At 70.0% G+C, this 26,282-nt stretch carries 22 protein-coding genes; 8 read left to right on the forward strand and 14 right to left on the reverse strand.

Annotation, left to right across the window (positions count from 1 at the left end):
* Positions 1–297 precede the first annotated feature (297 nt).
* A complete protein-coding gene (locus FN829_RS14940; RefSeq protein ID WP_246066558.1) occupies positions 298–1,185 on the forward strand; it encodes a hypothetical protein in 888 nt (295 codons plus the stop codon).
* Positions 1,186–1,197: 12 nt separating this feature from the next.
* On the opposite strand, the gene FN829_RS14945 is transcribed toward FN829_RS14940, so the two are convergent.
* Complete coding sequence (locus FN829_RS14945; RefSeq protein ID WP_142987743.1) at positions 1,198–1,488, reverse strand: hypothetical protein; 291 nt, start codon at positions 1,486–1,488, stop codon at positions 1,198–1,200.
* A gap of 79 nt (positions 1,489–1,567) precedes the next feature.
* Here FN829_RS14945 and FN829_RS14950 point away from each other — a divergent pair, with 79 nt between their 5' ends.
* Positions 1,568–2,461 (forward strand): DMT family transporter, encoded by an 894-nt coding sequence (locus FN829_RS14950; protein ID WP_142987744.1) that lies wholly within the window; start codon positions 1,568–1,570, stop codon positions 2,459–2,461.
* Between the two features lie 63 nt (positions 2,462–2,524).
* The gene (locus FN829_RS14955; RefSeq protein ID WP_142987745.1) at positions 2,525–4,087 is read left to right on the forward strand and encodes a sensor histidine kinase; all 1,563 of its coding nucleotides are present in this window, start codon (positions 2,525–2,527) and stop codon (positions 4,085–4,087) included.
* A 64-nt stretch (positions 4,088–4,151) separates the two neighbouring features.
* Here FN829_RS14955 and FN829_RS14960 read toward each other — a convergent pair whose 3' ends face one another.
* Positions 4,152–4,652, reverse strand: a complete 501-nt coding sequence (locus FN829_RS14960) for an SRPBCC family protein (RefSeq protein WP_094531135.1) — start codon at positions 4,650–4,652, stop codon at positions 4,152–4,154.
* A gap of 158 nt (positions 4,653–4,810) precedes the next feature.
* Here FN829_RS14960 and FN829_RS14965 point away from each other — a divergent pair, with 158 nt between their 5' ends.
* Together FN829_RS14965 and FN829_RS14970 are read left to right on the forward strand one after the other, a co-directional pair.
* The gene (locus tag FN829_RS14965; RefSeq protein ID WP_142987746.1) at positions 4,811–5,737 is read left to right on the forward strand and encodes a DNA-3-methyladenine glycosylase family protein; all 927 of its coding nucleotides are present in this window, start codon (positions 4,811–4,813) and stop codon (positions 5,735–5,737) included.
* 70 nt (positions 5,738–5,807) lie between these two features.
* Positions 5,808–6,185, forward strand: a complete 378-nt coding sequence (locus FN829_RS14970) for a DUF555 domain-containing protein (protein ID WP_142987747.1) — start codon at positions 5,808–5,810, stop codon at positions 6,183–6,185.
* 68 nt (positions 6,186–6,253) lie between these two features.
* Here FN829_RS14970 and FN829_RS14975 read toward each other — a convergent pair whose 3' ends face one another.
* The 8 genes from FN829_RS14975 to FN829_RS15010 form a co-directional block, all read right to left on the reverse strand.
* A complete protein-coding gene (locus FN829_RS14975) occupies positions 6,254–6,487 on the reverse strand; it encodes a UPF0058 family protein (protein WP_142987748.1) in 234 nt (77 codons plus the stop codon).
* A gap of 89 nt (positions 6,488–6,576) precedes the next feature.
* A complete protein-coding gene (locus FN829_RS14980) occupies positions 6,577–6,756 on the reverse strand; it encodes a DUF7836 family putative zinc-binding protein (protein ID WP_142987749.1) in 180 nt (59 codons plus the stop codon).
* 104 nt (positions 6,757–6,860) lie between these two features.
* Positions 6,861–7,871, reverse strand: a complete 1,011-nt coding sequence (locus FN829_RS14985) for a transcription initiation factor IIB (RefSeq protein ID WP_142987750.1) — start codon at positions 7,869–7,871, stop codon at positions 6,861–6,863.
* Positions 7,872–8,140: 269 nt separating this feature from the next.
* Complete coding sequence (locus tag FN829_RS14990) at positions 8,141–10,294, reverse strand: DUF7282 domain-containing protein (protein ID WP_142987751.1); 2,154 nt, start codon at positions 10,292–10,294, stop codon at positions 8,141–8,143.
* Between the two features lie 231 nt (positions 10,295–10,525).
* Positions 10,526–10,834, reverse strand: coding sequence for a hypothetical protein (locus tag FN829_RS14995; protein WP_142987752.1), 309 nt, complete (start codon positions 10,832–10,834; stop codon positions 10,526–10,528).
* Positions 10,835–10,921: 87 nt separating this feature from the next.
* Complete coding sequence (locus FN829_RS15000; protein WP_142987753.1) at positions 10,922–11,203, reverse strand: ArsR/SmtB family transcription factor; 282 nt, start codon at positions 11,201–11,203, stop codon at positions 10,922–10,924.
* An 84-nt stretch (positions 11,204–11,287) separates the two neighbouring features.
* Positions 11,288–12,244: a mechanosensitive ion channel family protein gene (locus tag FN829_RS15005; RefSeq protein ID WP_142987754.1), complete on the reverse strand. Its 957-nt coding sequence runs from the start codon at positions 12,242–12,244 to the stop codon at positions 11,288–11,290.
* Between the two features lie 52 nt (positions 12,245–12,296).
* Positions 12,297–13,571, reverse strand: a complete 1,275-nt coding sequence (locus FN829_RS15010) for a Zn-dependent hydrolase (protein WP_142987755.1) — start codon at positions 13,569–13,571, stop codon at positions 12,297–12,299.
* 151 nt (positions 13,572–13,722) lie between these two features.
* Between FN829_RS15010 and FN829_RS15015 the strand changes: the two genes are divergently transcribed.
* Entirely contained in the window at positions 13,723–13,944 is a 222-nt protein-coding gene (locus FN829_RS15015) for a PLDc N-terminal domain-containing protein (RefSeq protein WP_142987756.1), read from the forward strand.
* Between the two features lie 162 nt (positions 13,945–14,106).
* On the opposite strand, the gene malQ is transcribed toward FN829_RS15015, so the two are convergent.
* The gene (malQ, locus tag FN829_RS15020; protein ID WP_142987757.1) at positions 14,107–15,597 is read right to left on the reverse strand and encodes a 4-alpha-glucanotransferase; all 1,491 of its coding nucleotides are present in this window, start codon (positions 15,595–15,597) and stop codon (positions 14,107–14,109) included.
* A gap of 68 nt (positions 15,598–15,665) precedes the next feature.
* The gene (gene malA, locus FN829_RS15025) at positions 15,666–17,747 is read right to left on the reverse strand and encodes an alpha-amylase MalA (protein WP_142987758.1); all 2,082 of its coding nucleotides are present in this window, start codon (positions 17,745–17,747) and stop codon (positions 15,666–15,668) included.
* Positions 17,748–17,870: 123 nt separating this feature from the next.
* Between malA and FN829_RS15030 the strand changes: the two genes are divergently transcribed.
* Together FN829_RS15030 and FN829_RS15035 are read left to right on the forward strand one after the other, a co-directional pair.
* A complete protein-coding gene (locus tag FN829_RS15030; protein ID WP_142987759.1) occupies positions 17,871–22,637 on the forward strand; it encodes a glycoside hydrolase family 15 protein in 4,767 nt (1,588 codons plus the stop codon).
* 97 nt (positions 22,638–22,734) lie between these two features.
* A complete protein-coding gene (locus tag FN829_RS15035) occupies positions 22,735–23,805 on the forward strand; it encodes a pyridoxal phosphate-dependent aminotransferase (protein ID WP_142987760.1) in 1,071 nt (356 codons plus the stop codon).
* 64 nt (positions 23,806–23,869) lie between these two features.
* On the opposite strand, the gene FN829_RS15040 is transcribed toward FN829_RS15035, so the two are convergent.
* Both FN829_RS15040 and FN829_RS15045 read right to left on the reverse strand, forming a co-directional pair.
* A complete protein-coding gene (locus tag FN829_RS15040; RefSeq protein ID WP_246066559.1) occupies positions 23,870–24,346 on the reverse strand; it encodes a hypothetical protein in 477 nt (158 codons plus the stop codon).
* Positions 24,339–26,135: a MutS-related protein gene (locus tag FN829_RS15045; protein ID WP_142987761.1), complete on the reverse strand. Its 1,797-nt coding sequence runs from the start codon at positions 26,133–26,135 to the stop codon at positions 24,339–24,341. Before FN829_RS15045 ends, FN829_RS15040 begins: the two co-directional genes overlap by 8 nt.
* Positions 26,136–26,282: the final 147 nt, after the last annotated feature.

Raw genomic sequence — 26,282 nt, forward strand, 5'->3', positions numbered from 1 at the left:
TGGGAACCGCGGTTCGCCGCCTCACCATTCATCGGGATCATTCCCGTTTTCCACAGCCCACGGACATCGCGTTCGTGGGCTGTTTTCACGTGTATTGAGCGAGTAGCCACGCTTCCCGTCCACCGAACCGACGTGTCGATCTCGAAACGATCGGAGAGCGCGGACGACGTCACGTTTTGAACGGCTCGTATTCGCGCTGAATTGTCGTTCTATCGAGCGTTCGGTCGCTTCGGAGATCTCAATATTGATTGTTTCACCAATAAGTTTATGTTATTTCTGTTTGAAGACAATACGTTCATGACCGTCCCGACGACACGCGAGAGCGACGTTACGATCCGGGTCGCATCTGCCGGATCGCCGTCCGTTCGGGACGGGGTAACGGATCGATCGGTCGTCTCGATCCTGTTGGAGACGGATCTCGAGGCGTGGAGACGTGCCTGGCGCGACCGGATCGGGGGATCGCCACGGCGGGAGGCCATCGTGGTCGCGAGCGACGTCTCTCGCAGCGCGACCGCGCCGGCAACGACGCAGGTCCTCCCGGAGCGGCGTCTCGCGTACACGGTCCTCGGATCGGGTGTCGGTATCGATCGGATCCTGGAGACGGTTTCCGAGAGTCTCGCGGAGTTCGAAGGGTCGGAACCGCGAGTGATACTCGACGATCTCGCGCCGTTCGCCGCCGCACGTGGGGTATCAGAGGCGGTTGGCGCGCTTGAGTCGATCGCGGTGGAGGCCGCCGCGGTCGAGGCGCCGGTCACGATCGGCTGGTCGCTCACGGGGGAGGCGGTGTCCGTACTGCCGTCGGTTCTCGACCGCGCCGACGGTGTCGAGGGAGTCGATCCGGAGCTGACGGCTGCGGTCGACCGGCTCAAAGCCGAGGACCCGACCACGTTCGGCTATACGCGACGCTACTGGGCCGAGGCCCAGCGGGGCGTCGAGTCCTGTACTCGGAACTACCCGCAGTCGAAGCAGATTCACGCCGCCCTTTCCGACCCCGAAACGACACCGAGAACGCTCGGAGCGACGCTCTCCGGACTCGTTTCGCTTGGCGTCCTCGACACGTGGGCGGAAACGGTCGGATCGACGAGATACGACCTCACGGCGTACGATCCGGTTCGGATGGCGGCGGTCGGCGTCGCGTTCGCGGTCGTCTCCGACGACGACCCGGCTCGGGAACTCGAGGGATGACGCACGCGACGGTCATCCTTCCTCGTCGGAGCGTCTCGGATCCGTCAGATCGTGACCGACGACCGAGCCGTCGGGATCGAGCGTGACGGTTCCCAGCGTCACCGTGTCTCCAGTGTCGTACTCGGTCGCGATCGTCTCGAGGACGGATCGCCTGTCGAGCCGTTCCCAGACGACCTCCGCGACGAGCGACTGGAACGTCTCCGGGTCGGTCCATCCCGAGTCGATGTCCGTCGGGACGTGAACGAGGAACCGTAGCTCCTCCTCGGTGACGCGCACGCCGACGCCGAAGGTGTCCGAACACATGTCGTCCCCTTCGACTCCGCGATTCAAACCTCCGTCGACCTCCCGAAAGCGGTAACCGGGTTCGCCGGAAAGCGAGCGTGTGACCTCGAACGGAGCCGCTCCACGGGTGCCCCCCGAACTGGGACTCGTGACCGCGGTTCTCGCGGTCAGTACGGGGGCGATCCTCGTCAGGTGGAGCGACGCGCCGAGTTCGGTCGCCGCCTTCTATCGGGTTCTTTTCACCACCCTGCCGCTGCTTCCGGTCGCCGCGTGGCGGTATCGCGAGGATTTCGCCCGGATCGACCGGCGGGATCTCGGCTTCGCGACGCTGTCGGGGGTCGCGTTGGCGATACACTTCGCCTCGTGGTTCGAGAGCCTCGAGTGGACGAGCGTCGCCGCGAGCGTCACCCTCGTTCAGGCGCAGCCGGTGTTCGTCGCCCTCGGCGCGTGGCTGCTGCTCCGCGAGCGAGTGACCCGCCGGATCGCGGTTGGTATCGGGATCGCCGTGGGCGGGATCGCGGTCATGTCGCTGGGGGACTTCCTCGGCGGCGTCCTCGTCGGCCCGGCGCCGCTCTACGGCAACGCGCTGGCGCTGATCGGGGCGGTGACGGCCGCCGGCTACGTCCTCGCCGGGCGGTCACTGCGGCAACGGCTCGCGTTGGTCCCGTACGTGGTCGTCGTCTACGGGGTCTGTACGGTCTCGTTGTTCGCTCTCGTGCTCGCGCAGGATAACCCGCTCATCGGATACCCTCCCCGCGAGTGGGCGGTCTTTCTCGGTCTGGCGATCGGGCCGGGGCTGTTCGGACACACCGTGATCAACTGGGCGCTCGGGTATCTCGAATCGAGCGTCGTCTCGGTGTCGCTGCTCGGAGAGCCGGTGGGGGCGACGATCCTCGCCTTGGCGCTCCTCGGCGAGGTTCCGACCCGCTTTACCGTCCTCGGCGGCGTGATCGTCCTCTCGGGGATCTACCTCACGACCACGGGGTCCCGCTGAGTCGGTTTTCAATGCCGATACTCGGGGCTCAACGTTCAAGTGGTGAGACGCGAACTCGTGGACATGAATCGGCGCTCGATCGTCGTTCTCGCAGACGCGGGCTCGCCACTCCTCGATCGGGTAACCGCCGCGACGGCGGTCGCCTTTCCGGGTCCGGACGCTCCGGTCGTCCGGCGGGCGGACCCCGGATCCCTCCCGACGGACGACGCGGACCCGGACCGGCTCGCCGACGCCTGCGGCGTCGTGACGACGGCCTCGGTCCTCTCCTCGGCGGTGGAGGACACGGCCGCCTCGTCGGACCCGTTCGGGCGGCTCCCCGGCGTGGTGGTCGTTCCGGAGGGGGAGCCGGAGGCGGTCCGAACGGCGTTTCGCGCGGGCGCAGCCGACACCGTGGGGCCGTTCTCCGGTTCTGATCCCGAATCGGACCCGCTCGTCGCGAGGTTGGCTGCGACGATCGGTCCCGCCCGCAACCGACTCTCCGATCCGGGTCTCGAACGGCTCACGACCGTCCTCCTGGACGCCGCGACGACGCTCATGAGCACGCGCTCGGACGAGGTGAAGACGAAGATCGAGTGGACGATGGAGAGCGTGGGGGAGCGGGCCGAACTCGATCGCATCGTCTGTTATCTCGACGGCGACGACGGGTTCTCGCCGGAGTACTACTGGTCTCCGAACGGGTTCTCGCCGACGGTGCGCGCGTTCGACGACTTCCCCGAGCCGGATCGCCTGTCGACGTTCGAGAACGTCTCCGTTCCCGCGGTCTCCGCCGACGGAGGAGGAGCCCCGGCCTCGGGCACGGAGGACGTTCCGCCGGCGACCGTCCACGTGCCGCTGGTCACGGAGTGGGAGCTGACCGGGGTCGTCTCCTTCGAGGTCGACGGGCGGCGCTCCTGGACCGAGCGGGAGGTGAACCTGTACAGAACGCTCGCGGACCTGATCGCCTCCGCGGTCACGCGCAACGAGCGGCGAATGGAGCTTCGGACGCAGGCCGAACGGCTCGAACAGTTCAGCGCGGTCGTCTCACACGACCTCCGGAACCCGCTCAACGTGCTCTCCGGCTATCTGGATCTCGCGGCCGACGACGTTCGGTCGCGACACTACGACGCGATGGAGAACGCGGTCGACCGGATGGAGACGCTCATCGACGACCTCCTGATGCTCGCACGGCGCGGCGAGACGATCGGCGAGACGGAGACGGTGCCGGTCGCGTCCCTCGCCGAGGAGGCGTGGGAGTCGGTCCGGGCCCCGAACGCGACGCTCACGGTCGCCGACGGGACGGGGCGCGTCGAGGCGGATCCCGGACGGTTCCGGCAGGCCCTGGAGAACCTCTTCCGGAACGCGGTCGACCACGGCGGGCCGGAGGTCGCGATCGAGGTCGGTCCGCGGGTCGGATCGGACGGCGTCGTGGGGATGTACGTCTCCGACGACGGGCCGGGGGTCTCGCCGGACGTCCGCGAGTCCGTGTTCGATTCCGGCTTCTCGACCGCGGACAGTTCCGGCATCGGGCTCGCCATCGTCGATCGCATCGCCGAGGCGCACGACTGGACCGTCGACGTCCACAACGACGACGGTGCGGTCTTCGAGTTCGACCTCGAGATGGCTCCGCCTCGAACGGTGCCGCAGTAGGTCCCGCCCTACCCTACCTCCGGTTTCGGGCTCGGGTCGCTCCCCGACGTCGGCGCCGCTGCGGTCACGCCGCGTCGAAGCGGTCGGCGGTCCGACGGTGTCGGTCCCGGAACATTCCCTCGAACCCGAGCTTCGCGAACGGTCCCGCCGCGTCGCCGAGCGCGCCGAGGGGGAGGCGGTACTCGACGGTGTCCTCGAGCACGGTCTCCTCCCCGTCGGCGTGGAAGGCGTGGGTGTGCTCCCACGTCCGGAACGGACCGTCCACCATGTCGTCGACGAAGTACGCGCTCCCCGTCGGCGACGTCTCCCCGTCCGGCTCGCGCTCGACGATCCGCGAGACCCACCGCTGGCGGGGGATGACGCCGAACGGCCGGATCGACATCCGGATCCGCGAGCCCGCGGTCAACACCTCGGGGTCACGCTCGCCGTCGGGTCCCTCCACGGCCTCGATACGCATGTTCATCCAGCCGGGCGTCAACTCGAGGAGTCCGTCGACCGTCGAGTGGAACGCCCACACGTCCTCGATGGGGGCGGCTATCCGGGTCCTCCGGCGGTACGTCGGCATGCCCGACCTACGGGGCCGACGGGAAAAGCCCCTTCGCCGTCGCGCGCCGTCGTCGCCGTCTCGCTCCGTTCTCGTCGTCCCGCCCCGTCCCGCGCCGTCGCCGTCGGCGGTCCGGGGTACCGAAACGCCGATACGCCCGCGTCACGTTCCGGGATCCGATGGAACGAGGAGCGATCGACGTCGCCGACCTCGCCGGACCCTTCGACCTCCAGGCGACCGTCGAGAGCGGACAGAGCTACCTGTGGAACCGCGCCGACGGTCGAACCTACGAGGACCTCCACGCCCACGGCGGCGACGAGTGGTACGAGACCGTCGTCGCCCCGATCCCGGACGTCACGGACGAGCGGGTTCCCCTCCGAGTCCGCCAGGTCGGCGGCGTTCACGACGGGACGCTCGAGTGGGAGGCGTCGACGGACGCGGTGCCGCTTCTCACCCACCTGCTCCGACTCGACGACGACCTCGACGCGATCCGGGACGCGACCCCCGACCTTCCGCTGCTGGAGCGAGCCTTCGACCGATACGAAGGGATGCGACTGGTTCGGGACCCGGCGTTCCCGTGTCTCGTCTCGTTCATCTGCTCGGCGCAGATGCGCGTCGCCAGAATACACGGGATGCAGCGTCGGCTTCGGGAGACGTACGGTGATCCCGTCGATCTCGACGGGGAGACGTACCGCACGTTTCCGACGCCGGCGCAGCTCGCGGATCGGAGCGAGTCCGAACTCCGCGACCTCTCCCTCGGATACCGAGCGCCCTACGTCCGACGGACCGCGGAGATGGTCGCGTCGGGGGAGGCGGACCCGGGCGAGGCGGTCGATCTCCCGTACGAGGAGGCTCGGGAGTCGCTGACTCGGTTCGTCGGCGTCGGCGACAAAGTCGCCGACTGCGTCGCGCTCTTTTCGCTGGGATTCCTCGAGGCGGTGCCGCTCGACACGTGGATCAACACGACCATCGAGGAGTACTTCCCCGACTGCGACCGCGGGTCCTACGTCGATACCTCTCGTGCGATTCGCGAGCGATTCGGCAGTGAGTACGCCGGATACGCCCAGACGTACGTGTTCTACCACCTCCGCGCGGGCGGGAAGTGAGCCGTTCGGGGCGGGAAGTCGTCCCTGCGGCCGAACCTTCATACTCGTTCGCACGGTACGTGTTCACGTGATGGACTGTCGAGTCGTCGTGGAGGCCGCCGTTCCCGTGTACGACGTTGGGACCGCCGACGAGGCGGTCCGGATCGCGGTCTCGAAGACGGGCGAGATGCTGAACCCCGATCTCAACTACGTCGAGATCGACATGGGGAGCCGCACCTCTCCCTCTGGTGAGGAGCTCCCTCCCGCGTTCATCGCCGCCGACGAGGCGCTCGTCGCGCTCGAACTCCGGATGGACGTGTTCAACGTCGATCGCGGCGAACACGCCAGACGGATCGCGAGAAAGGAGATCGGCCAACGGCTCCGAAACATCCCGCTCAAGGTCCTCTCCGTCGAGGAGATGGACGAGGAGGAAACGACGGAACGCTCCTCGACCGACGAGAGCGAGTGATCGCCTCGGCTCATCGACGTGGTCGCCACTTAGGACGTATCGAACGACGGTAGGCTACTCGACGAGTATCAGTCCGCGGTGGGGGCCAGCGGCTCCGACTCTGCCTCCTCCATCGGCTCCGTGATCCCTTCGGTCAGTTTAAAAACAGCCGCCTTGTGGTCGGTCTTCGATTTGTGTATCGATGTCGGTTTCACGCCGAGTTCCTCATACGCGTCGAGGTCGAGGTCGTCGTTCCAGAACTCGCACTGTTTTCGTACCTCGGCCAGGAGGCCGTGAAGGTGGATGAGCTCCTGTTTCTTCATGAGTAACGGTCCTTTGCTACCGGAGGCTTATATTACTATCCTGAGTCTAGTTACCACACCACCCGTCTATATAGTCCTCGACGGTCCCGTCACTGGAACTGCCGGACCGTCTCGAGATCGCGTTCGGTCCGCATGAACTCCGTGAGCCGCCGGGTCGCGTGACAGTTGGAACAGCTGAAGTTCGTGCGCAGTTTCGGGAGTTCGGACGGGTTCTCTTGCCACTCCTTGGTACATTCCGGACACACCAATCTGACGAACGCTTCGACCATGCCGGCACGTACAGTCCGTCGGATTAAAAACATACGTGACGCGGTCACTATCCACACGGAGCTCTTCGTCGTCGGGAAGTCCTCGCGAGTTCTCGCCGGCGGGCTTACGCGGCCAGGTGGTCGCTGGCCTCGAGCAGCTCCTTGTACCGGTTGCGAATGGTGACCTCGGAGATGTCGGCGACCTCGCTCACCTCGCTCTGGGTCACCTTCCGGTTCGACAGGAGGGCTGCGGCGTAGACGGCCGAGGCCGCCAGCCCGACCGGCGACTTGCCGCTCGTGATCCCCGCGTCCTTCGCGCTCTTCAGGAGCTCCCGCGCGAGGCGTTCGACCTCCTCGGGGAGGTCGAGCCGCGAGACGAATCGCGGGACGTAGCTCTCGGGGTCGGCCGGCTGTACCTCCAAGCCGAGTTCGCGAACGACGTAGCGGTACGTCCGCGTGAGTTCCATCTTGTCGACGCGCGAGACCGCGGTGAACTCGTCGAGGCTTCGCGGATTCCCGACCTGTCTGGCGGCCGCGTACAGCGACGCCGTCGCGACGCCCTCGATGGATCGGCCGGGGAGGAGGTTCTCCCCCAGCGCGCGGCGGTAGATGACCGAGGCGGTCTCGCGGACGTTGTCCGGGAGCCCGAGTGCCGAGGCCATCCGGTCGATCTCGCCGAGCGCCTGCTTCAGGTTGCGCTCCTTCGAGTCGCGCGTGCGGAACCGCTCGTTCCAGGTGCGGAGCCGCTGCATCTGACGCCGCTGGCGGCTCGAGAGCGACTTCCCGTACCCGTCCCGGTCCTGCCAGCCGATGTTGGTCGACAGGCCCTTGTCGTGCATCATGTTCGTCGTGGGCGCGCCCACGCGGGACTTGCTGTCCCGTTCGGCCGAGTCGAACGCGCGCCACTCCGGCCCGCGGTCGACCGAGTCCTCCTCGACGACGAGCCCGCAGTCTTCACACACCGTCTCGCCGTGCTCGGTGTCCGTCACGAGGCGTCCCGTACACTCCGGACAGCTCGTCACCCGGCTGTTCTCCGCCGACTCGCTCTCGGCGATCTCCTCGTCCGTTCGTTCCGAAGCGGCGGTTCGGTCGATCTCCTCGTCCCGATCGTAGCTTCGAATGCGTGTCTCTGTCATGGGTGTTCTCCGATCGAACTCCCGACGAAAATGCGGGGCCGGGGATGCCCGATTCGTTAACAAACAGTAAGTGTCTACAGTGTATAAATGTTTCGCTCAGTATATCATCAATGAAACCGACAGATAGCGGATGTGCGGCCGATTGAGGCCGATATACTCGACTCAATCCGATCCGACGGACGAACCGTGCTACCGGATACCGTGAAATCCGAGATATATAAAGAAGGCAGTCGGATACGGATCGTTTCTCGGGCGTTCCTGGTCGGATCTCACGATCGGCGGCGTGCCACGAGGGCACCCGCGATCAACGCGACGAGCGCGACGACGACGCCGAATCCGGGCGTGTCGTCGCCGGTCGTTCCGTCCGCAGTCGCCTCGTCGCTCGTTTCACCGTCGTCACCCATCTCACCGTCGTCGTTCATTTCACCGTCGTCACTCATCTCTCCCTCGTCGTTCATCTCTCCCTCGTCGTTCATCTCTCCAGCATCCATGCCGTCGCCGCCGTCCATCGTCTCGTCGTCATTCGCGTCTTCTCCGTCCATGTCTTCTCCGTCCATCCCGTCGTCGCCCGGGATCGTTAGCTCGGCCGGCGACATCACCGGCGATCCGGCGGCGACGTACGGCACGTCCGACGCGCCATCGGTGGCGGGGAAGTCGTACGCCTCGTTATCGTTCGTGTCCCGGTGGGCCATCGCGAGGACGGTGTCGTCCTCCGTCAGCGGGTCGTCCAGCGTGATCTCGACCGCGGTGTGCGTGCCGGGTTGGAGGTAGTCGCTCGTGCCGCGGATGCTCTCGAAGACCGCGCCATCGGCGAGCGAGGAGTCGTGGACCGTCACGAACCCGCCGTCGTGAAGCGTCACGTCCTCGACGACGACCGTCTCGCCGTCGGTCTCCTGGTCGGCCGCCTCGACGAACGCGGTGAGCTGTACCGTCGCGTCGGCCATCACGATCTCCTCGTCACCGTCGACGTAGGGACCGTCGCTCTCGCCCTCGGTCTCGACGAAGTCGTAGACTCGGTCGTCGTCGGAGTCCGTGTGCGGCATCGCGATCAGCTGATGCGTGTCGCGGATCGGATCGTCGAGTTCGACCACGACGTCCTCGTGGACGCCGGGCTCGAGGTACTCGCTCGTACCGCGCACCGAATCGAAGACCGCACCGCCGGCGAGCGACGCGTCGTGGATCGTCACGAATCCGCCCTCGCTCACGTCGACCCGGTCGACGGTGACCGTCGTTCCGTCGACGGTCTGCCCGTCGAAGGCGACGCCCGCGGAGACGGTCACCGCGCCGTCGTCCATCACGATGTCGCCGGAGTCGGTCGTGTACGGACCGTCCGCCTCGCCCTCGGTGGCGGGGAAGTCGTACGTCTCGTTATCGTTCGTGTCCCGGTGGGCCATGGCGAACAGCGAGTCGTCATCGGTCAGGGGCTCGTCGAGCGAGACGACGACGTCCCGGTGGATGCCCGGTTCGAGGTAGTCGCTGGTGCCGCGGATGCTCTCGAAGACTGCGCCGTCGGCGAGCGAGGAGTCGTGCATCGTCACGAATCCGCCGTCGGGGAGGTACACCTCGTCGACGACGACCGCGTTGCCGCCGCTCGCCTGCGCCTCGAACGTCGCGCGAGCCTCCTCGTCGAGTTGGGCGTCGAACCCGGCCATCACGATCTCGTCGTCGCCGTCGAGGTAGGGACCGTCCGATTCGCCCTCGGTGGCGGGGAAGTCGTACGCCTCGTTGTCGTTCGTGTCCTGATGGGCCATCGCGAACAGCGAGTCGTTCTCGGCCAGGGGGTCGTCGAGCCGCACGCGAACGTCCTCGTGAACGCCGGCCTCCAGGTAGCCGCTGGTGCCGCGGATGCTCTCGAAGACCGCACCGTCGGCGAGCGAGGAGTCGTGGACCGTCACGAACCCGCCCTCGCTCAGTTCGACGCGGTCGACGACGACCGAGCTCCCCTCGGTGGGCTGGTCGCTGGCCTCGACGGTCGCCGACGCGGTTACTTCGACGTTCTCCATCACGATCTCGCCGTCGACCGTGTAGGGACCGTCGACCTCGCCGTTCGAGGAGACGAACGTGTACGCGCGGTCGCCGTCGGTGTCCCGGTGGGCCATCGCGTGGAACGTCCCCGTGTCGATCCCGTCGGTGAGCTCGACGGTCACGTTCTCGTGTGTCCCGGCCTCGAGGTACGCGCTCGTGCCGACGACGCTGCCGAGCACGTCACCGTCGGTCAGCGTGTCGTCGTGGATCGTCACGAACCCGCCGTCGGGAACGCGGACCTCGTCGACGACGACCGTGGACCCGCCGGACGTCCCGCCGGAGAAACTCACGCTCGCCGCTTGCTCCGTGTTCTGTGCCGTGACCGCGCCCGCCGCGCCGGCGACTGCCGACACGACGAGCACGATCACCATCGCCGATGTGAATGCGCTGTTGCGCATGGAAGAGTCGACCGAGAGGACGTAAAAAGCGATTTGCCGAACTACGGCCACCTTCCCACCCAAATTCGTTCCGAAACCGAACCGGATCGACCGTGGAGACGGCGATCCGACCTCCGACGAGGACGGTACGGGGTGCGGTGGCGTCGCTCAGACGAAGGGGGTTCTCGGTCCGTGATCAGCGGTGGGACACGCGCGGAACGGAAGACGGGTCGTCGGTAACAGTCGCTCTCGTCAGTCCCACGTGACCCACACGAGGAACAGCAGTCCGACCGTCTGGAGCACGTGGAGCCCCATCATCGCCCGCCAGGCGACCGGCGGGACCGCCTCGCTCGCGAACCACGCCGACAGCATCGGATCGACCAGATAGATGTAGAGCGCGAGCGCGTTCTCCCCGAGCAGAAACCCCCCGAACATCACCAGTCCGAGGGTGTGTTTCGACCGGAACTGGAGGTAGTTCCGTCCCCACACCCAGACGAGTGCGAGGAGCAGGACCACGTTCAGCCCCGCGGAGAACCGTGCCACGTCGAACCAGAAACTCATCGTACACCTGCTATCGGGTGTGGGGGTATAACCGCTTTCCCAAATTCGTTCCGAATTTCGCGCCGATCCGGCGATCGAGGCCTCCGTTCACGTGTCATCGGTTTGCTCCATGATCGTTTCTATCGTCTCCCAGTGCTGGCGCGCTCGCGGCGTCGGCAGGTAGACCGCGCCGTAGTCGTCGCCGCTGCTCTCGACGACGCCGTTTTCCATCAAGACGTCCAGGTGGTGTCGAACAGTCTTGTAGTCGAGATCGAGGCCCTCGGCCAGCTGGTTCGCGTTCCGCGGGCGCTGGTCGAGCGCTCGCAACAGCCGGACGCGGTTCGCGCCGCCCCGCGTTCCGGTCAACACGTACCAGAGTGCCGCTTCCATCGTGTTCAAATCGTGAGGGCGGCACCTAACTCCACCGCTCCGCGTCGTTCCCGCCGAGGGTCTCATCCCGGTCGTCGCTCCCGACTACCGGTTCCGGCTCACCGGGAACGCGACCCGACTCGGGTGTTCGTTGAAGCGGTCGAGGATCCGTTCGTACAGCGCGTTCTTCACCCGCTGGCCGCGTCGCGGGTGCGTGAGATACCGGAGACGGAGTTCGACCCACGACTCGCCCTGCGTCACGTTGACGGTCGGCCCGTCGTGGACCTCCAGCTCGACGGGCGTCTCCGAGAGGGCGTCCCGGTAGGCGGCGATCCCGTCGGCCATCTCCTCGCCGAGCAGGTCCGTTGCCTCCTCGCGCATGATCCCGCGCGCGAACTCGAGGTCGGTCTCGTAGGCGACCTGTACCGCGACCTCGTTCCACACGTACGGAGACCCGCCGCCACCGAAGTTGACCACGTTCGATGAGAGCACGACGCTGTTCGGGACGGTCACGACCCGGCCGGACGGCTGGTTCGTGCTGACGAGCTCGCCGTTGATCTCCCACAGCGTCGTCACGAGGAACTCCACTTCGATCACGTCGCCTTTGGCGTCGCCGATGCGGACCCGGTCGCCGACCCCGTACGGCCGCTTGACCGTGATGTACACCCACGCGATGAGCGAGAGCAGCGGCTGCTGGAGCGCGAAGGTGACCGCGAATCCGATGACGCCGAGCGAGAACAGCAGACCGAGCCAGTTGTCGGTCAACACCGCGAGCGTCCCGACGGTCCCGACGAACCCGAACGCGAGCCGAAGCAGGTTCCGCGTGTTGTACGCTCGGCGCTTGTTCGCGGAGCGCATCAGCACGTCCGCGAGCAGCCGGTAGGTACCGAACAGCAGCGCGAACAGCGCGAGCACGAACGCCAGCCGCTCGGCGACGAGGTTCGACGGATGCCCGCCGACCGCGGGCCACCCGGCGAGCGGCTCGGCGGTGGCAACGAACACACCGACCGCGGCAGCGACGACTCCGACGAGCACGGAGCCGAGCGGGACCGATCGTCTCACGACGGGTGGTCAGCGGGCGGCGGCAAAACGGTTCCGGCCGCGCCCGAGTCGACTACTCGTCCGCGCCAGCGGTCAACGCGACCGCCCCCGCGAGGACCTCCGTCGCGGCCGCACAGTCCGCCCAGTCGGTCCACTCGCGCGGGTTGTGCGAGACCCCGTCGCGCGAGGGAGCGAACAGCAGCGACGCGTCGGTGACCCGCGCGACGCGCATCGCGTCGTGTGCGGCACCCGAGTGGAGGTCGATCGCGGACCGGCCCGCGGCGTCCGCGGAACCGTGGGCGATCTCCCGGAGCCGGTCGCTCATCGGCTCGGGGAGGACGGTAGACGGCCGCGTGAAGTCGGTCTCCACGCCCCGCTCGCGCTCCAGTCGGTCGAGCGACTCGCGGGCCGCCTCCGCGATCGTCTCCATCGACTCCGCCTTCACGTCCCGGACGTCGACGCCGGCCTCGACGCGGCCGGGAACCACGTTCGTCGCGTTCGGCGAGACCGACAGCGCCCCGACCGTGCCGACGGCGGTCTCGGAGGACTCCGCGACCACGTCATTGGCGGCGGCCTCGACGTCGAGCACGAACTCGCTCGCGGCCGCGAGCGCGTCCGTCCGGTCGTCCATCGCGGTCGCGCCCGCGTGGTTCGCCTCCCCGAGGATCGTCGCCTCGCAGTGGCCGATCCCCGTGATCGTCGTGACGATCCCGGCGTCGACGCCCGCCTCCTCGAGCGTGGTGTCCTGTTCGACGTGGAGCTCGTAGAAGGCGTCCCAGCCCGCCGGGTCGAGCGTCTCCGTTCCCTCGCCGCGGTAGCCGATCGACTCGAGCGCATCGCCGAGGGCCTCGCCGTCGTCGTTCTCGTAGCCGAGCGCCTCCTCGAGGTCGGTCCCGCCGGTCGCGACGCTCGAACCCAGCAGCCCGTTCCCGTAGGTCGCGCCCTCCTCCTCGGTGAAGCTGACGACGACGACCGGGCGGTCGGGCTCGACCCCGGCGTCGCGCATCGCGCGCACGGACTCGAGGGCGGCGTACACGCCGAGCGGCCCGTCGAATATCCCGCCCTCGGGGACGCTGTCGAGGTGGCTTCCGCAGGCGACGGGCGCGGCGTCGGGGTCCGCGGAGTCCGGGACCCACTCGCCGGCGACGTTGCCGATCGCGTCGACGGTCACGTCCATGCCGGCGTCCTCGAGCCGCTCGACGAAGTGATCGCGGGCCTGCCGGTTCGCCTCGCTGCCGGTGCGGTTCGTTCGCCCGCGTGACTCGGGGTCCTCGAGATTGAGTCGGCCGAACGCCGCGTTCGCCTCGATGTCCGCTCTGAGTCGGTCCGCGTCGACTGGGAGTTCCATACGCCTAGGGTTCTCCGCCGGGATAAAAACGGTTCGTCGTTCGCGAGCCGTCGTTCACGGTTCGTCGTTCACGAGTCGTCGTTCGGTGACGACGAAACCGGCGTCGATCTCGAGGGAAAAACACTTGTCGTCGGGAATCGACCGCGGTCGTATGGTACCAGTCGTCCCGCTGCAGGGTGGAGCCATCGCGGTGTTCTCCCTGCTTTTCGCCCTCCTGATGTTCGCGGTACACATCGCGATGATCGTCTGGACGTACAACGACGCGCAAAAACGGAGCGAGCATCCGCCGATCCTGTGGGCGCTCGTCGTCTTCTTCGCCCCCCTGCTCGGCATCGTGCTGTACTTCATCATCGGTCGCGACGGCGGCTACTGAGGACCACGGACGACGCGGTCCGTATCCTCCCGCACCTCACCCTCCCCAGCCTCGCACCGGCCGGGCCGCCGAGCGGAGCCGGCGGCCCGGCCGGCGCTCCCTCGCGCGCGACTCGCTACGCTCGTTTCGCGCGCGCCGACGGCGGGAGGGTTCGGGTCGCCGTCACCGCACGTGGAACTCGCCGAGTTCGCGGAGCCGCCCGGCGAGGTCGTCGCTCAGCGCGTCGCGCTCGACGCGCCACTCCCAGTTGCCGTCGACGGTTCCGGGCTCGTTGAACCGCGCGTCGCTGCCGAGCCCGAGCAGGTCCTGGACCGTCGTCATCGCGAGGATCGCCTCCGAGCCCCACACCTCGTCGACGATCGCCCACTCGGCGGGGCGGTCGCCGCCGTAACCGAGGTTGTAGTGGAGCGCGTCGCGTTGCTCGGGATCGAGGTCCTCGTAGTAGCCCACCCAGGTGTCGGTGTCGTGCGTCGAGGTGTAGCCGACGACCCGCTCCGGGTAGTGCATCGGCTGGTACGGGTTGCCCGCCTCCGTCCAGTTCGCGTACTGCGGGACGCGCATCCCGGGGAAGCCGAACTCGGCCATGAGATCGTCCATCCGCGCGTCCTCGAACCCGAGGTCCTCCGCGATGAATGGGGCCTCACCGAACTCGCGTTCGACCGCCTCGAAGAGCGCCCGCCCCGGTCCGTCGCGCCACTCGCCGGCGGCCGGGTCGTCGGCGTCGGCGGGGATCGCCCAGTACCGGACGAACCCGAGGAAGTGATCGAGGCGGGCGACGTCCGCCAGATCGAACAGGCGGCGGAACCGGTCCATCCACCAGCCGTAGTCGTTCTCGGCGAGACGCTCCCAGTCGTAGACGGGGTTCCCCCAGCGCTGCCCGTCGTCGCCGGCGTTCGGCGGCACGCCCGCCACCGCGGCCGGGCGGTTCCCCTCGTCGAGCCGGAACGCCTCGGGGTTCGCCCACACGTCCGCGGAGTCGAGTGCGACGTAGATCGGCACGTCGCCGACGATGTCGACGCCCGCCTCCGCGGCGCGGTCGCGCAGGGCGGCCCACTGCTGGTCGAACGTCCACTGACAGAACTCGTGGTACCGGACCTCCTCGGCGTGCTCCTCTCGCGCCGCCGCGAGCGCGTCCGGGTCGCGCGTGCGGAGCGGCTCCGGCCACTCGACCCAGGTGTCCTCCGGTCTGGCGGCCGAGAGCGCTCGGAACAGCGCGTACTCGCTCGCCCACGGCTCCCGCTCGCGGAAGGCGTCGAACTCCTCCGTCGACGTCGGATCCTCCGCCGACTCGAACCGGCCGAACGCGGTCCGCAACAGCGGGAGCTTGTACTCCCGGACCGACTCGTAGTCGACGCGGTCGGTCGGGAACTCGGGGACCGGATCCAGATCGTCCGCCTCGAGCCAGCCGTCGTCGACGAGGCCTTCCAGGTCGATCAGGAGGGGGTTTCCGGCGAACGCGGAGGGCGACTGGTACGGCGACTCCCCGGCGGCGCCGATGGTCGGACCGAGCGGGCACACCTGCCAGTAGTCGGCGCCGGCTTCGCCGAGAAACGAGAGGAACGCCGCCGCGCCGTCGCCGAGGTCGCCGATCCCGTGTGGGCCCGGCAGCGACGTGACGTGACAGAACACTCCGTCGGAGCGATCGAATCGCATGGATACGCCTGCGACGGCCACCGACTCAAGCGTTGCGTCCGCGTGGGGCGTCTCGTTGCGGTTCCGCCCTATCCCACCGGCACGACCGCGACGTCGTCGACGCGGATCCGTTCTTCCCCCCCGGAATCGGTCTCCACGCAGGGGTCGCCCGTGACGACGTCCAACCGCCCGTGGTCGGCGTCGACGTCGACGAGCGCCTCGCCCGGCGCGAAGTTGAGGACGACCACGAGCGCCTCCGACCCGTGCTCGCGGCGGAACGCCACCACGTCGTCGGGGTGGACCGCGTCGCCCTCGGCGGCGATCGGTCGCTCCTCCGACCCGCCGCCGGCGACGCGGTAGTCGACCCGCTCGAGGTCGCCCGCGGGGCCGAGCGCCGGGTGCGCGTCGTGGGCGGCCGACAGCCGCGCGTGGCGCTCGCGGACCTCCTCGCGGGCGTGCTCCCAGGCGATCGCGTCCCGCCGGCCGCGCTGGCCGATCTCCTGGCCCGCGTACACCATCGGCACGCCCGGCAGGGTGAACGTCGCCGCGATCGCCGCGGCCGCCGCGTCGTCGCCGCACTCCACCCGGTAGCGGGTCTCGTCGTGGTTCTCGACGTACTGGAGGAAGCCGGCGTGGTCGGGAAAGCCGACCGCGGCGCGCCTCTCGACCGCGTCGATCACGGCGTCGGCCGGCTCGTGGCCGCGACCGATCTGACGGAGGGTGAAATACAGCGTCGCGTCGAAGTGGACGTCGAACATCCCTTCGTGGAACCGGGGGACGTACGGGATCGTCTCGTCCATCAACAGGAACTCCGGGTCGCCCGCCTTCGCTCGGTCGCGGATCTCCCGCCAGAGCGAGTCCGGAACCGCCCACGCCATGTCACAGCGGAAGCCGTCGACGAGGGGTGCCCACTCGTCGACCACGTCGAGGAGGTACTGCCTGACCGCCAGGTTCGCGTGGTTCAGGTTCGCGATCAGCTCCCAGTCGAAGTAGGTGCCCGGCTCGCCCGACGCCTGCCACTCGTAGCGGTCGCGGTACGGCGAGTCGGGGTTCCGGTAGGCGTCCCGAAACCACGGGTGATCTCGCGCGGTGTGGTTCAACACGAGGTCGAAGAGCACCCGCATCCCGTGGTCGTGGGCCGTCTCGACGAGTCGCTCGTAGTCCTCGCGGTCGCCGAGGTCGTCGGCGATGGAGAAGAAGTCCGTGACGTTGTACCCGTGCGGCTCCCCGTCGTTCTCGAGCACCGGCGTGAGCCACAGCGTGTCCACGCCCAGCTCGGCCACCTCGGGGATCCGATCCGCGATGGCGGCGAGCGTTCCCGTTTCCGCGTCGGTGAAGGTCCGGACGTACACCTCGTAGACGGTCGCGTCCGCGGTCCACGCGGGCGGTCGGTTCGGTCGCGTCACCGCGAAGGACTCGCCCACCGTCGGGTCGCCGGGAGCCTCGGACCCGGCGAACGGATCGGCTCTGCCGGCGTCGACCCGGTCGATCGAGACGGCGTCGGCGACGCTGACGCGGGCGTCCTCGCCGGGATCGCGGGCGACGGCGACCGCGTGGACGCGGAGCCGGTCGGGAACCGATCCGGTCGGCAGCCGGAGGGTCGCGGTCGTCTCCGCCTCCGTTCCCGTCTCGGTCACGGTCACCGCGTCGCGCGGGTTCGTCCTGCCCGCTGCGACCGCCTCGGCGACGTCGCGGTCGTCGATCACGAACCGCACGGCGAGGTCGTCGGCCGCGAGCGACGAGGACGGGTTCGGCGTCGCGACCGCACGGACGACGATCCCACCGTCCTCGATCTCGGCGTCGAGACGGACTCGGGGCGGGCCGCCGTCGTCGGCGGGTCGACCGCTCGCGTAGCCGATCCCCGCGCGGTCCGCGTCGCGGTCGCGGATCGCCTCGCCGCTGCCGCCGGCGACGTCCACGCCCGCGTAGGCCGCGTCGAACGCCAGCACGGTCAACAGGTGATCCCCGTCGGGAGCCTCGAGTCCGAGCCGGTACCAGCCCGGAACGTCCGGGGTGAACTCGGTCACTGCCTCGGCGCCGACCGTCGACTCGCTCGTCGGCGGCGCGTCCGCGACCCGCCACGCGTAGCGTCCGTCCGGGTCCGGGTCCCGCGGCGCGAGCTGTACCGTCTCGCCGGCGGAGACGAACCGTGGGGGTCCGGGGTGGTGCATGTCGGCCCATCGACGCCCGGGGTCTTCGTTGTTGCTCTCGACGCCAAACTGGCGCGCCGAGAGGCGGTGAGTAACTTCGCCCGGTCCGTCAAGGCTTTTGCTCCCGCGGCCGGCAGGACTCGCATGCGACTGCGAACCGCGATCTCGGAACACAAACGTCGCCGCGGCGAACGTTACTCGACGGAGCGGCCCACCACCGTCGGGGCGTTCACCGGCGACGGCGGTCGGCTGGTCCACGTCGGGCCGGACGGCGACGCTCACGACTGTTCGTACGCGCTCTCCGGCGTGGGCGGGACCGACCGGATCCGGATCGGGATCGCCGGCAGCGGCGGGGTCCGGTGGCTTGCCGACCTCGAGACCACCCGACAGCACTACGACGGTGACACCCCGCTCGTCGAGACCGAGTACGACGCCGGCCGATACACGGTCCACCAGTTCGATCTCGTCGTCGGGGACGCCCACCTCACCCACGTCGTCCTCCGCGGATCGCCCCCGGCGAACGCCGACCTCGTCGCCAGCTGCGCGTTCGCGCCCGACATGGTCGAGGGCCGCGTCGGCAACCTCGTCCACGAGGGATCGGGTCCCGAAGGCGGGGACGTGATCGAGGTGTTCCACCGCCGGGAGCACGACTTCCTCACGGCCTCCACCGGCCTCTCGGCGGCGCACGGCCAACGACAGGAGACGATCCCGCAACTGCTCGGCGAGGACGACGGCCGGACCCCGCACCGCGGGGAGATAGACGAGCGAGAGGACACGAGCCTCACGCCCGACGTGGTCGTCCGGGCTCCCTTCGAGCGCGACGGCCGGACCGAGCGCGTCACCCTCGTCAGCCGGCCGGTCCTTGACGAGAACGGGACGGGATCGGGCGAGGCGAGACCGGACTCGGATAAGCCTCCGGACGGAACGCGGCTCGCGGAGGACGCCAACCGCGCCGAGCGACTCGAGGCGGTCTCGCGGGTCGCGACCGCCCACGCCGCCACCGACAGCGTCCGCGAGGCGGCCGAGGCGCGCGCGCCGACGGTCCCTGACGGGGCGCCGCGAGGCTCGACGGTCGCGAGCGACCTCCGCGCGCTCGACCTCCTCGAATCCGCCTCCGGCGGCCGGATCGCCGGTCCGGAGTTCGACCACTTCTACGCCACCTCCGGCGGCTACGGCTACACCTGGTTCCGCGACGAGGCGGAGGCCTCAAGCGCGCTGCTCGACGCGAGCGAGGAACTCGGGTTGGACGCGCGCGCGGAGCTCCTCGCGTCGGCGGCCTTCCTCTGTCGCACCCAGGACGCCGACGGGAGCTGGCCCCACCGCGTCTGGGCCGATTCCGGAAAGGTCGCGCCGGGCTGGGCGAACGCCCGGATCGAGTCCGGGAACGGGGACACCCCGAACGACCAGCTGGACCAGCCGGCCTCGGTCGTCGCGTTCCTCGCGGAGCTCCGGCGGACGACCGACGTGCCGGAACCCCTCCGCGGCCGGGTCGACGAGGCGATCGCCGACGGCGTCGCGTTCCTCCGGGAGACGACGCTCGATGACGGGCTCCCCCGCCGCTGTCAGAACTGCTGGGAGAACGCGATCGGCCGGTTCACGCATACGGGCGCGGTCTACCTCCGCGCCTTCGCGTCGGTCGCGCGCGCGCCGCTCGAGGCGGATCTGCGGATCGCGGCCGCGACCGCCGCCGACGACGCGGCCGCCGGCCTCCAGGACCGCTGGATCCCCGAACTCGAGCGGTTCCCGCAGCGCGCCAGCGACGGCGACGGCGACGAGCGCGCCGACGCCAGCACGTTCGCGCTCGCGGACGCGCTCGCCGAGTACGTCGCGCTCGCCGAGGAACGCCCGACCGTCGCCGACGCGACGACCGAGGCGGACTCCCCGCTCGATCCCGTCCCGAACGCGGTCGACCTCGACGCGCTGATCTCGCAGGTGTCGACGCACGTCCGGACGTCGATCGACGCGCTCGGTCGGGAGACGGAGCACGTCGAGGGGTTGGTCCGGTTCGTCGGCGACGACTGGCGGACGGCCGAACAAGGCGGCGCGAAGGTGTGGTCGATCGCGACGCTGTGGGGCGCGGTCGCCGCCGGAACCGTCGGCGGAATACTCCAGTCGCGCGACGAGCGGTCGGAGCCGCTCTTCTCCGCGGCCCGCCGGCTGTACGCGCTGTGTGAGCCCGACGGCCCCTTCGCGAACGAGTCCGGGCTGCTCGCGGAGCAGGTCTTCGACGACGGCGACCTCGACAGCGCGACGCCCATCGCGTGGGCGCACGCCCTCCGGCTCGACGCGACGGCGACGCTCGCGCGGCACGGGGCGCTTCCGGTGCCGCACGACCGCCCCAGCGGCCCGGAGGCCCCGCGGTGGACGACCGGCCGGAAGTTCGGCGTCGGCACGCCCGCGGACCACGCCGCGGACGACCCGGTCCCCGTCTGGTTCACGCTGACTGAGGGGGCGCTGACCGAGGCGCGATTCCCCCGGATCGACGTGATGAACCTCCGGACGTTCGACTTCCTGATCGCCGACCCCGAGACGGGACACACGGTCCGGACGTTCGACGGGACGGGACACGTGACGACGACCGAGACGATCACCCGGACTACGGAGCCGAGCGCCGAGGACGCGCTCGCGTACAGACAGACGATCCGCGAGTCCGGCGACGGCCACGGCCACAGCTGGACGCTCACCGTGGAGTACGCGGTAGACACCGCGGGCGACGCGATCCTCGCCGACGTCGAGTTCGAGGGCGCCCGCGCGTACGACGTGTACGCGGTCGCCGACACCGCGCTCGCGAACGTCGGCACCGACGACCGCGGGAGCCGCGTCGGCGACGGTCCCTACCACCTGCTCGCTCACGGCGAGAACGGGAACCGCCCGCCGGGGAAGCTGGTCGACGACGACGGGGAGCCGTTCGAGGTCGCCGCCGCGCTCACGAGCGCCGACGGCTTCGACTGGGCGGGTGCGTTCGCCGCGGGCGACGAGGGGCTCGAGTCGCTGTTCGGCGGCGGCGAGCGGCCGGCGGCCGAGGAGGCCGGCGAGGACGCAAGCGGAAACGTCGTGCTTGCCGGCCTCCTCGGCGGCGGAACGACGGTCTCCGAGACGGTCGCGCTCGGGTTCGCCGAGGAGGGCGACACCGTGGCGGCGCTCGGCGAGGGGGAGGGCGCGCTCTCGCGCGGCTTCGAGGCCGTCGAGTCGGCGTACGTCGACACCTGGCGCGAGTGGCTCGCCGGGCGGGAGTACCCGGACGCCGTGACGGCCGACCCCGACCTCGAGGCGCAGTACCGGTTCGCGCTCATGACGCTCGCGGCCGTCGAGGACAAGCGTCACGACGGGGCGGGGATCGCCAGCCCCTCGGTCCCGTGGGGCGAGACGGAGTTCGCCGAGGTGGACCGCGGCTACGGCTACAACTTCGTCTGGTCGCGCGACCTCTATCAGGTGTTCACCGCCCTGATCGAGGTGGGCGAGATCGAGCGCGGCGCGGACGCGCTCGCGTACCTCTACAACACCCAACAGGACGACTCCGGGTTCCTCCCGCAGAACACCTACATCGACGGACGGACCCGCTGGGGCGGCGAGCAGATGGACAACATCGCGTTCCCGTCCGTGATGGCCTGGCAGCTGTACGAACACGGCGTGACGCTTCCGGACGCCGACTACGACTACGACCAGATCCGTCGGTCGGTCGCCTACGTGGCGCGAAACGGCCCGCAGACCGCCCAGGAGCGCTGGGAGGAGGAGGCGGGCTACTCGCCCTCGAGCATCGCCGCCGAGATCGCGGGGCTCACTTGCGCGGCCGCGCTCGCGCTCGCGGAGGCCGATCGGCTCGAGTCGGCCGGCGACGACGCCGGCGAGGGTGACGACGCGTCCGGCGCGTCGACCGCGGCGGATCCAGAAGAGGACGCGCCGACTCCGGACTCCCTCCGCGCGGACGCGCTCGCGTGGCTCGCGCTCGCGGACGACTGGGCTGACCGCGTCGAGGAGTGGTGCGCGACCGACACCGGGACGGACCGCCACGACGAGACGCCCTACTACCTCCGGATCACCGCCGACGGCGACCCGAACGCCGGCCGTCCGCGGACGATCGCCAACGACGGCCCGACCTACGACGAGCGCGAGATCGTCGACGGCGGCTTCCTCGAGCTGGTCCGGCTCGGCGTGAAGCCCGCCGACGACCCGGTCGTCCGCAACTCCGTCGAGGTCGTCGACGACTCGATCCGGGTCGACACCCCGCACGGCCCGGCCTGGTACCGCTACATCGGCGACGCCTACGGCGAGCTCGGCTACGGCGACCCCGGCGGTCCGTGGGCTGGAACCGGCGACGGAAAGGGCCGACTCTGGCCCATCTTCACCGGCGAGCGCGGCGAGTACGAGCTTCGCGCCCGCGCCGGAGGGCCCGACGACTTCGGCGGCACCGACGAGGAGGCACTCGAGCCGGACTCGCTGCTCGGGACGATGGCCGGCTTCGGAAACGACGGCCGGATGCTCCCGGAGCAGGTGTGGGACCGCGAGCACCCCACGAAGTACGGGTGGGAGTTCGGCGAGGGGACCGGGGGGGCGACCCCGCTCGCCTGGTCGATGGCGGGGTTCATCCGGCTCGCCCACGGCGTCGACGCCGGGGAGCCCGTCGAGACGCCGACGGTCGTCCGCGATCGCTTCGTCGAGTCCGACCGCCCCGCGGGGCCGAAGCTGACCGCCGCCGCCGAACTCGTCGACGACGCGATCGTCGTCGCCGGCGAGACGACCGGCGAGCGGGTCGCGGTCCTCACCGCCGACGGGTCGGCGATCGCGACGCCGACCGACGGCGAGTTCGAGATCAGCCTCGCGGACGACGACGCCCGGACCGTCGTGGTCGCGGCCGCGACCGGCGACGAGTTCGAGGCCGCGGGCACCGCGGTCGAGCGTATCCGGCTGTAGGCGCTCCGGCCGCCGATCCGGTTGGAGTCGCCCGAATCCGGCCGCGTTCGCCCACACCGAACGGTTATCACCGGCCGCCCGTCTATACGGGTCAACCATGGAGATTCCCCCCTTCGAACTCGAACGCTGGCTCGACGAGTACGAACCGGACGCCGACCTGATGCTCGCCGAGAGCGGCGTGCGGAGCCTCCCAGTCGACCGGTTCGACCTCGACGTGGGCGAGCTCGGCTACGTCATCCCCACCGACGGGGAGCCGGCGTTCCGCGCGGAGATCGCCGAGCGCTACGGCCGCGACGCGGAGGAGGTCGTCCTCACCTGCGGGACGCAGGAGGCGGACTACCTCACGTTCATGTCGCTCTTAGACGAGGGGGACCACAGCGTCGTCGTCTCCCCGACCTACCAGTCGCTCGCGAGCGTCCCCGAGTCGATCGGCGAGGTGACCGAGGTCCGGACGGAGCCGCCGACGTGGGAGCTCTCGGTCGACGCCGTCGCGGAGGCGATGCGGCCCGACACCCGGCTCGTCGTCCTCACGAACCCGAGCAACCCGACGGGGAAGTACCTCGGCCCGGAGACGATGCGGGCGCTGTACGACCTCGTCGCAGACGAGGACGCGTACCTCCTCGTCGACGAGGTGTACCGAATGTTGGCCGACGACCCGCACGCGCCGGCCGCCGCGCTCGGGCCGCGGGCGATCTCGGCCGCCGGCGTCTCGAAGTCGTACGGGATGGCGGGCGCGCGCGTCGGGTGGGTCGTCGCGGACGCGGAGATCGCGGAGGGAGTACGGAGGTGGAAGGACTACACGACGATCTCGCCGCCGCTCGTCGGGAGCCACCTCGCGAGACAGGCGCTCGGCGAGCAGGAGGACGACATCCTCGAGGCGAACCGCGCGCACGCGAAGGCGAACCGGGAGTGCGTCGCCGACTTCCTCGATCGCCACGGCCTCGAGTGGTTCGAGCCGACGGGCGTCAACGGGTTCCCGACCGTCCCCGACGGGTTCGAGAACGGCAAGGAGTTCTGTCGCTCGGTGTTCGACGCCGAGAGCGTCGTCCTCGCGCCCGGCGAGGTCTTCGGCCATCCCGACCGGTTCCGGATCGGCTTCGGCCTCCACACCGAGGAGCTCGAGGAGGGGCTCGACCGGATCGGCCGCCACATCGAGGCCGAGCGCTGACGCCCCTCCGGTGACGTCGTGGCGGGCGGACGGCGGTCGTCGGGCCGCCGATCGCCGGCCGCGGTCACCCGAGCGCGACCACGTCGACCTCGTGAACTTCTCTCTCCTCCGTCCCTTCCTCCGGCCGCTTCTCGGCCCCGTCGACCGGGATCTCGACGGTCCCGCCGACCGCCTCGCGCACGGCCGCCCGCCAGTCGTCGACGGCCTCGGCGTGTCGCTCGCGGCGGGTTTCCACGTCGGCGTCGGGAAACGCGGCCGCGGTCTCGTCGACCTCGGGGTACGGCGGCTGGTCCGCGACGAGGTCGGCCGCGTCGACGTGGATCGGTCCCCTGGCCCCGTCGGCGTCGACCTCGGGCACCTCCTCCACGACGTGGATCCGTGCGCGCATCCGACCGGCGTACGGCGGCGTCACGCGTAAGACCACCCGTCTGTCGGTCCGCAGCGTCGCCTCCAGAGCGTTCGCCACGTCCTCGCGGTGGACCGCGATCGACCGGATCCGGGTCGGGTCGGTTCCCTCGCCGGAGCGCTCGGGATCACTCATCCGCCGATCGGTCGTCCTCCGGCGTCCAGCGCGCGTCCGAGAGGGTCCGCTGGACGGCCTCCTCGCCGACCGCGGCCGCCAGGTGCTCGAACCCGCCGCGGACCGCCCGGTCGCTCGCGTTCGCGACGAGCCGCGAGACGATGAACTCGGGAGTCGACTTCCCGACGGTGCCGAACCGCGGCTGGTAGTCGACGCGGAGCGCGAGGTCGTTCGTGAGCCCCTCCGCGAAGATCCCGTCGATCCGGGCCGGCTCGGGAAGCGGGCTGAGGTCGTCGGCGAGGTGCGTGACGTACACCCCGAGCGCGCCGCGCTCGACGGTGAGGTCGACGAGGCCGTTGAGGAGGTCGGCGGCCCGTCCCGGCTCGGTGATCGCCTCGAACTCGTCGACGAGCATGAGAGTCCGCCCCTCCTCGACGAGCGGCGGGACGACGGACCGCAGCGTCGACTCCAGCACCCCGGCGTTGAAGGAGGCGTGTCGGCGGTGGAAGACGATCCGGTCGAACGTCCCGACCTCCGCCTCCTCGGCGGGCACCGGGAGGCCCATCGACGCGAGCAGCGCCACCGCACACAGCGTCTCCAGGAGCGTCGTCTTCCCGCCGGAGTTCGCGCCCGTGAGGACGCTCACCCGGTCGCCGGTCGGCGGTGAGTCGGCGGCCGAGACGCCCGCGTCGCCGGCGAGCGAGTGGTCCCCGACCGCGTACGACACCGGCTGGACGTCGCCGTCGACGAAGGGGCTCCGGGCGCTCCGGACCGCGAGGCCGTCCCCGACGAGCCGCGGCCGGACCAGGTCGTACTCGGCGGCGAACCGGCCGAGCGAGAGGTCGACGGCGACGTCGGCGACGACCTCCACGGCCCGCGAGACGTCGCCGCCGGCGTCGCCGATCCGGTCGCGGAGGTCGGCCGCGACCGCCGCCTCGCGCTCGTCGACCGCGGCGGACAGCTCCTCGACGAGCCCGCGGAGGGTGGCCGAGACGAAGTCGGCGGCGTCGAGCGCGTCGTCGGGCGCGGCCGCCCGGACCGTCGCGGGGTCGACGCCCGTCTCCGTCGCGACGTGGTCGACGGTCGCCGCCTCCAGCGCCTCGAAGTCGCGAAGGGAGCCGTCTCGAACCGTCTCGAGCACGTCGAACGCGGAATCCGAGAGGTCCTCGGCCGCCGCGAGCCGCTCGCGGAGCCGGTCGAGCTCGTCGTCCGCGCCGGTGGTCACCTCGACGTCGTCGTCGCCGAGCGACCCCTCGACGTCGCCGAGCGCCTCCGCGGCCTCCCGGAGCGCGTCGTCGTCGAGGTCGTCGAGGGCGTCGAACGTCTCACCCGTCAGTCCGACCTCACGGAGGGCCAGCGCGGTCTCGACGGCCGCCCGGTCGGTGCCGCCCGCCTCGTCGTAGGCCGCGAACGCATCGACCACGCGGTCGCGCTCCTCGTCGTCGAGACTGCGCCAGGCGTCGCGGGCGGCGACGACCTCCTCGAGGCGAGCCTCGATCGCGTCCCGGTCGAGCGAGGGCGTGAGGACGCGGATCCGGTCGGCGGCGTGTTCGGTGAGGGCGTAGCCCGCCGCGATCGCCAGGAGGTCGTCGTACACCTCGCGCGTGTCGCCGGTCGCGAGGACGCCCATCCCGGCCTCCCCGTTCGCCCGGCGGAGGATCCGCGTCGCGCGCCCGCGGTGGAGCCCGGCGTCGACGAGCGCGCGAACGTCGGCCGACTCGATCGCCTCGACGGCCCGCTCGACGCCGAGCTCGGCGGTCAACAGCTCGCTCGTCTTCGGGCCGATCCCCCAGTAGTCCTCGAGTCGCATGGGTGGACGTCTCGGCGGGGTCGCTTGGTGTTTTCGTCCGTCCGGTCCGATCGCGACGACGCCGTCCGACTCGCGCTCCGTTCCCTTCCGGTCGACGGACCGTGACGGCCGAGATCTCACGTCTGATACTCCGACGCTCGATTTTAT

The sequence above is a fragment of the Halorubrum cibi genome (genome assembly GCF_900182635.1).
GTDB lineage: Archaea > Halobacteriota > Halobacteria > Halobacteriales > Haloferacaceae > Halorubrum > Halorubrum cibi.

Bases quoted from the DNA above. Each gene is read 5' to 3' on its own strand.
- malQ (WP_142987757.1), bottom strand. From the start codon at position 15,597: ATGCGATTCGATCGCTCCGACGGAGTGTTCTGTCACGTCACGTCGCTG.
- FN829_RS15000 (WP_142987753.1), bottom strand. From the start codon at position 11,203: ATGGAAGCGGCACTCTGGTACGTGTTGACCGGAACGCGGGGCGGCGCG.
- FN829_RS14945 (WP_142987743.1), bottom strand. From the start codon at position 1,488: ATGTGTTCGGACACCTTCGGCGTCGGCGTGCGCGTCACCGAGGAGGAG.
- malA (WP_142987758.1), bottom strand. From the start codon at position 17,747: ATGCACCACCCCGGACCCCCACGGTTCGTCTCCGCCGGCGAGACGGTA.
- FN829_RS14960 (WP_094531135.1), bottom strand. From the start codon at position 4,652: ATGCCGACGTACCGCCGGAGGACCCGGATAGCCGCCCCCATCGAGGAC.
- FN829_RS14995 (WP_142987752.1), bottom strand. From the start codon at position 10,834: ATGAGTTTCTGGTTCGACGTGGCACGGTTCTCCGCGGGGCTGAACGTG.
- FN829_RS14955 (WP_142987745.1), top strand. From the start codon at position 2,525: ATGAATCGGCGCTCGATCGTCGTTCTCGCAGACGCGGGCTCGCCACTC.
- FN829_RS14970 (WP_142987747.1), top strand. From the start codon at position 5,808: ATGGACTGTCGAGTCGTCGTGGAGGCCGCCGTTCCCGTGTACGACGTT.
- FN829_RS15040 (WP_246066559.1), bottom strand. From the start codon at position 24,346: ATGAGTGATCCCGAGCGCTCCGGCGAGGGAACCGACCCGACCCGGATC.
- FN829_RS15045 (WP_142987761.1), bottom strand. From the start codon at position 26,135: ATGCGACTCGAGGACTACTGGGGGATCGGCCCGAAGACGAGCGAGCTG.
- FN829_RS14990 (WP_142987751.1), bottom strand. From the start codon at position 10,294: ATGCGCAACAGCGCATTCACATCGGCGATGGTGATCGTGCTCGTCGTG.
- FN829_RS15035 (WP_142987760.1), top strand. From the start codon at position 22,735: ATGGAGATTCCCCCCTTCGAACTCGAACGCTGGCTCGACGAGTACGAA.
- FN829_RS14980 (WP_142987749.1), bottom strand. From the start codon at position 6,756: ATGGTCGAAGCGTTCGTCAGATTGGTGTGTCCGGAATGTACCAAGGAG.
- FN829_RS15030 (WP_142987759.1), top strand. From the start codon at position 17,871: ATGCGACTGCGAACCGCGATCTCGGAACACAAACGTCGCCGCGGCGAA.
- FN829_RS14965 (WP_142987746.1), top strand. From the start codon at position 4,811: ATGGAACGAGGAGCGATCGACGTCGCCGACCTCGCCGGACCCTTCGAC.
- FN829_RS14975 (WP_142987748.1), bottom strand. From the start codon at position 6,487: ATGAAGAAACAGGAGCTCATCCACCTTCACGGCCTCCTGGCCGAGGTA.
- FN829_RS14940 (WP_246066558.1), top strand. From the start codon at position 298: ATGACCGTCCCGACGACACGCGAGAGCGACGTTACGATCCGGGTCGCA.
- FN829_RS15015 (WP_142987756.1), top strand. From the start codon at position 13,723: ATGGTACCAGTCGTCCCGCTGCAGGGTGGAGCCATCGCGGTGTTCTCC.
- FN829_RS14985 (WP_142987750.1), bottom strand. From the start codon at position 7,871: ATGACAGAGACACGCATTCGAAGCTACGATCGGGACGAGGAGATCGAC.
- FN829_RS15010 (WP_142987755.1), bottom strand. From the start codon at position 13,571: ATGGAACTCCCAGTCGACGCGGACCGACTCAGAGCGGACATCGAGGCG.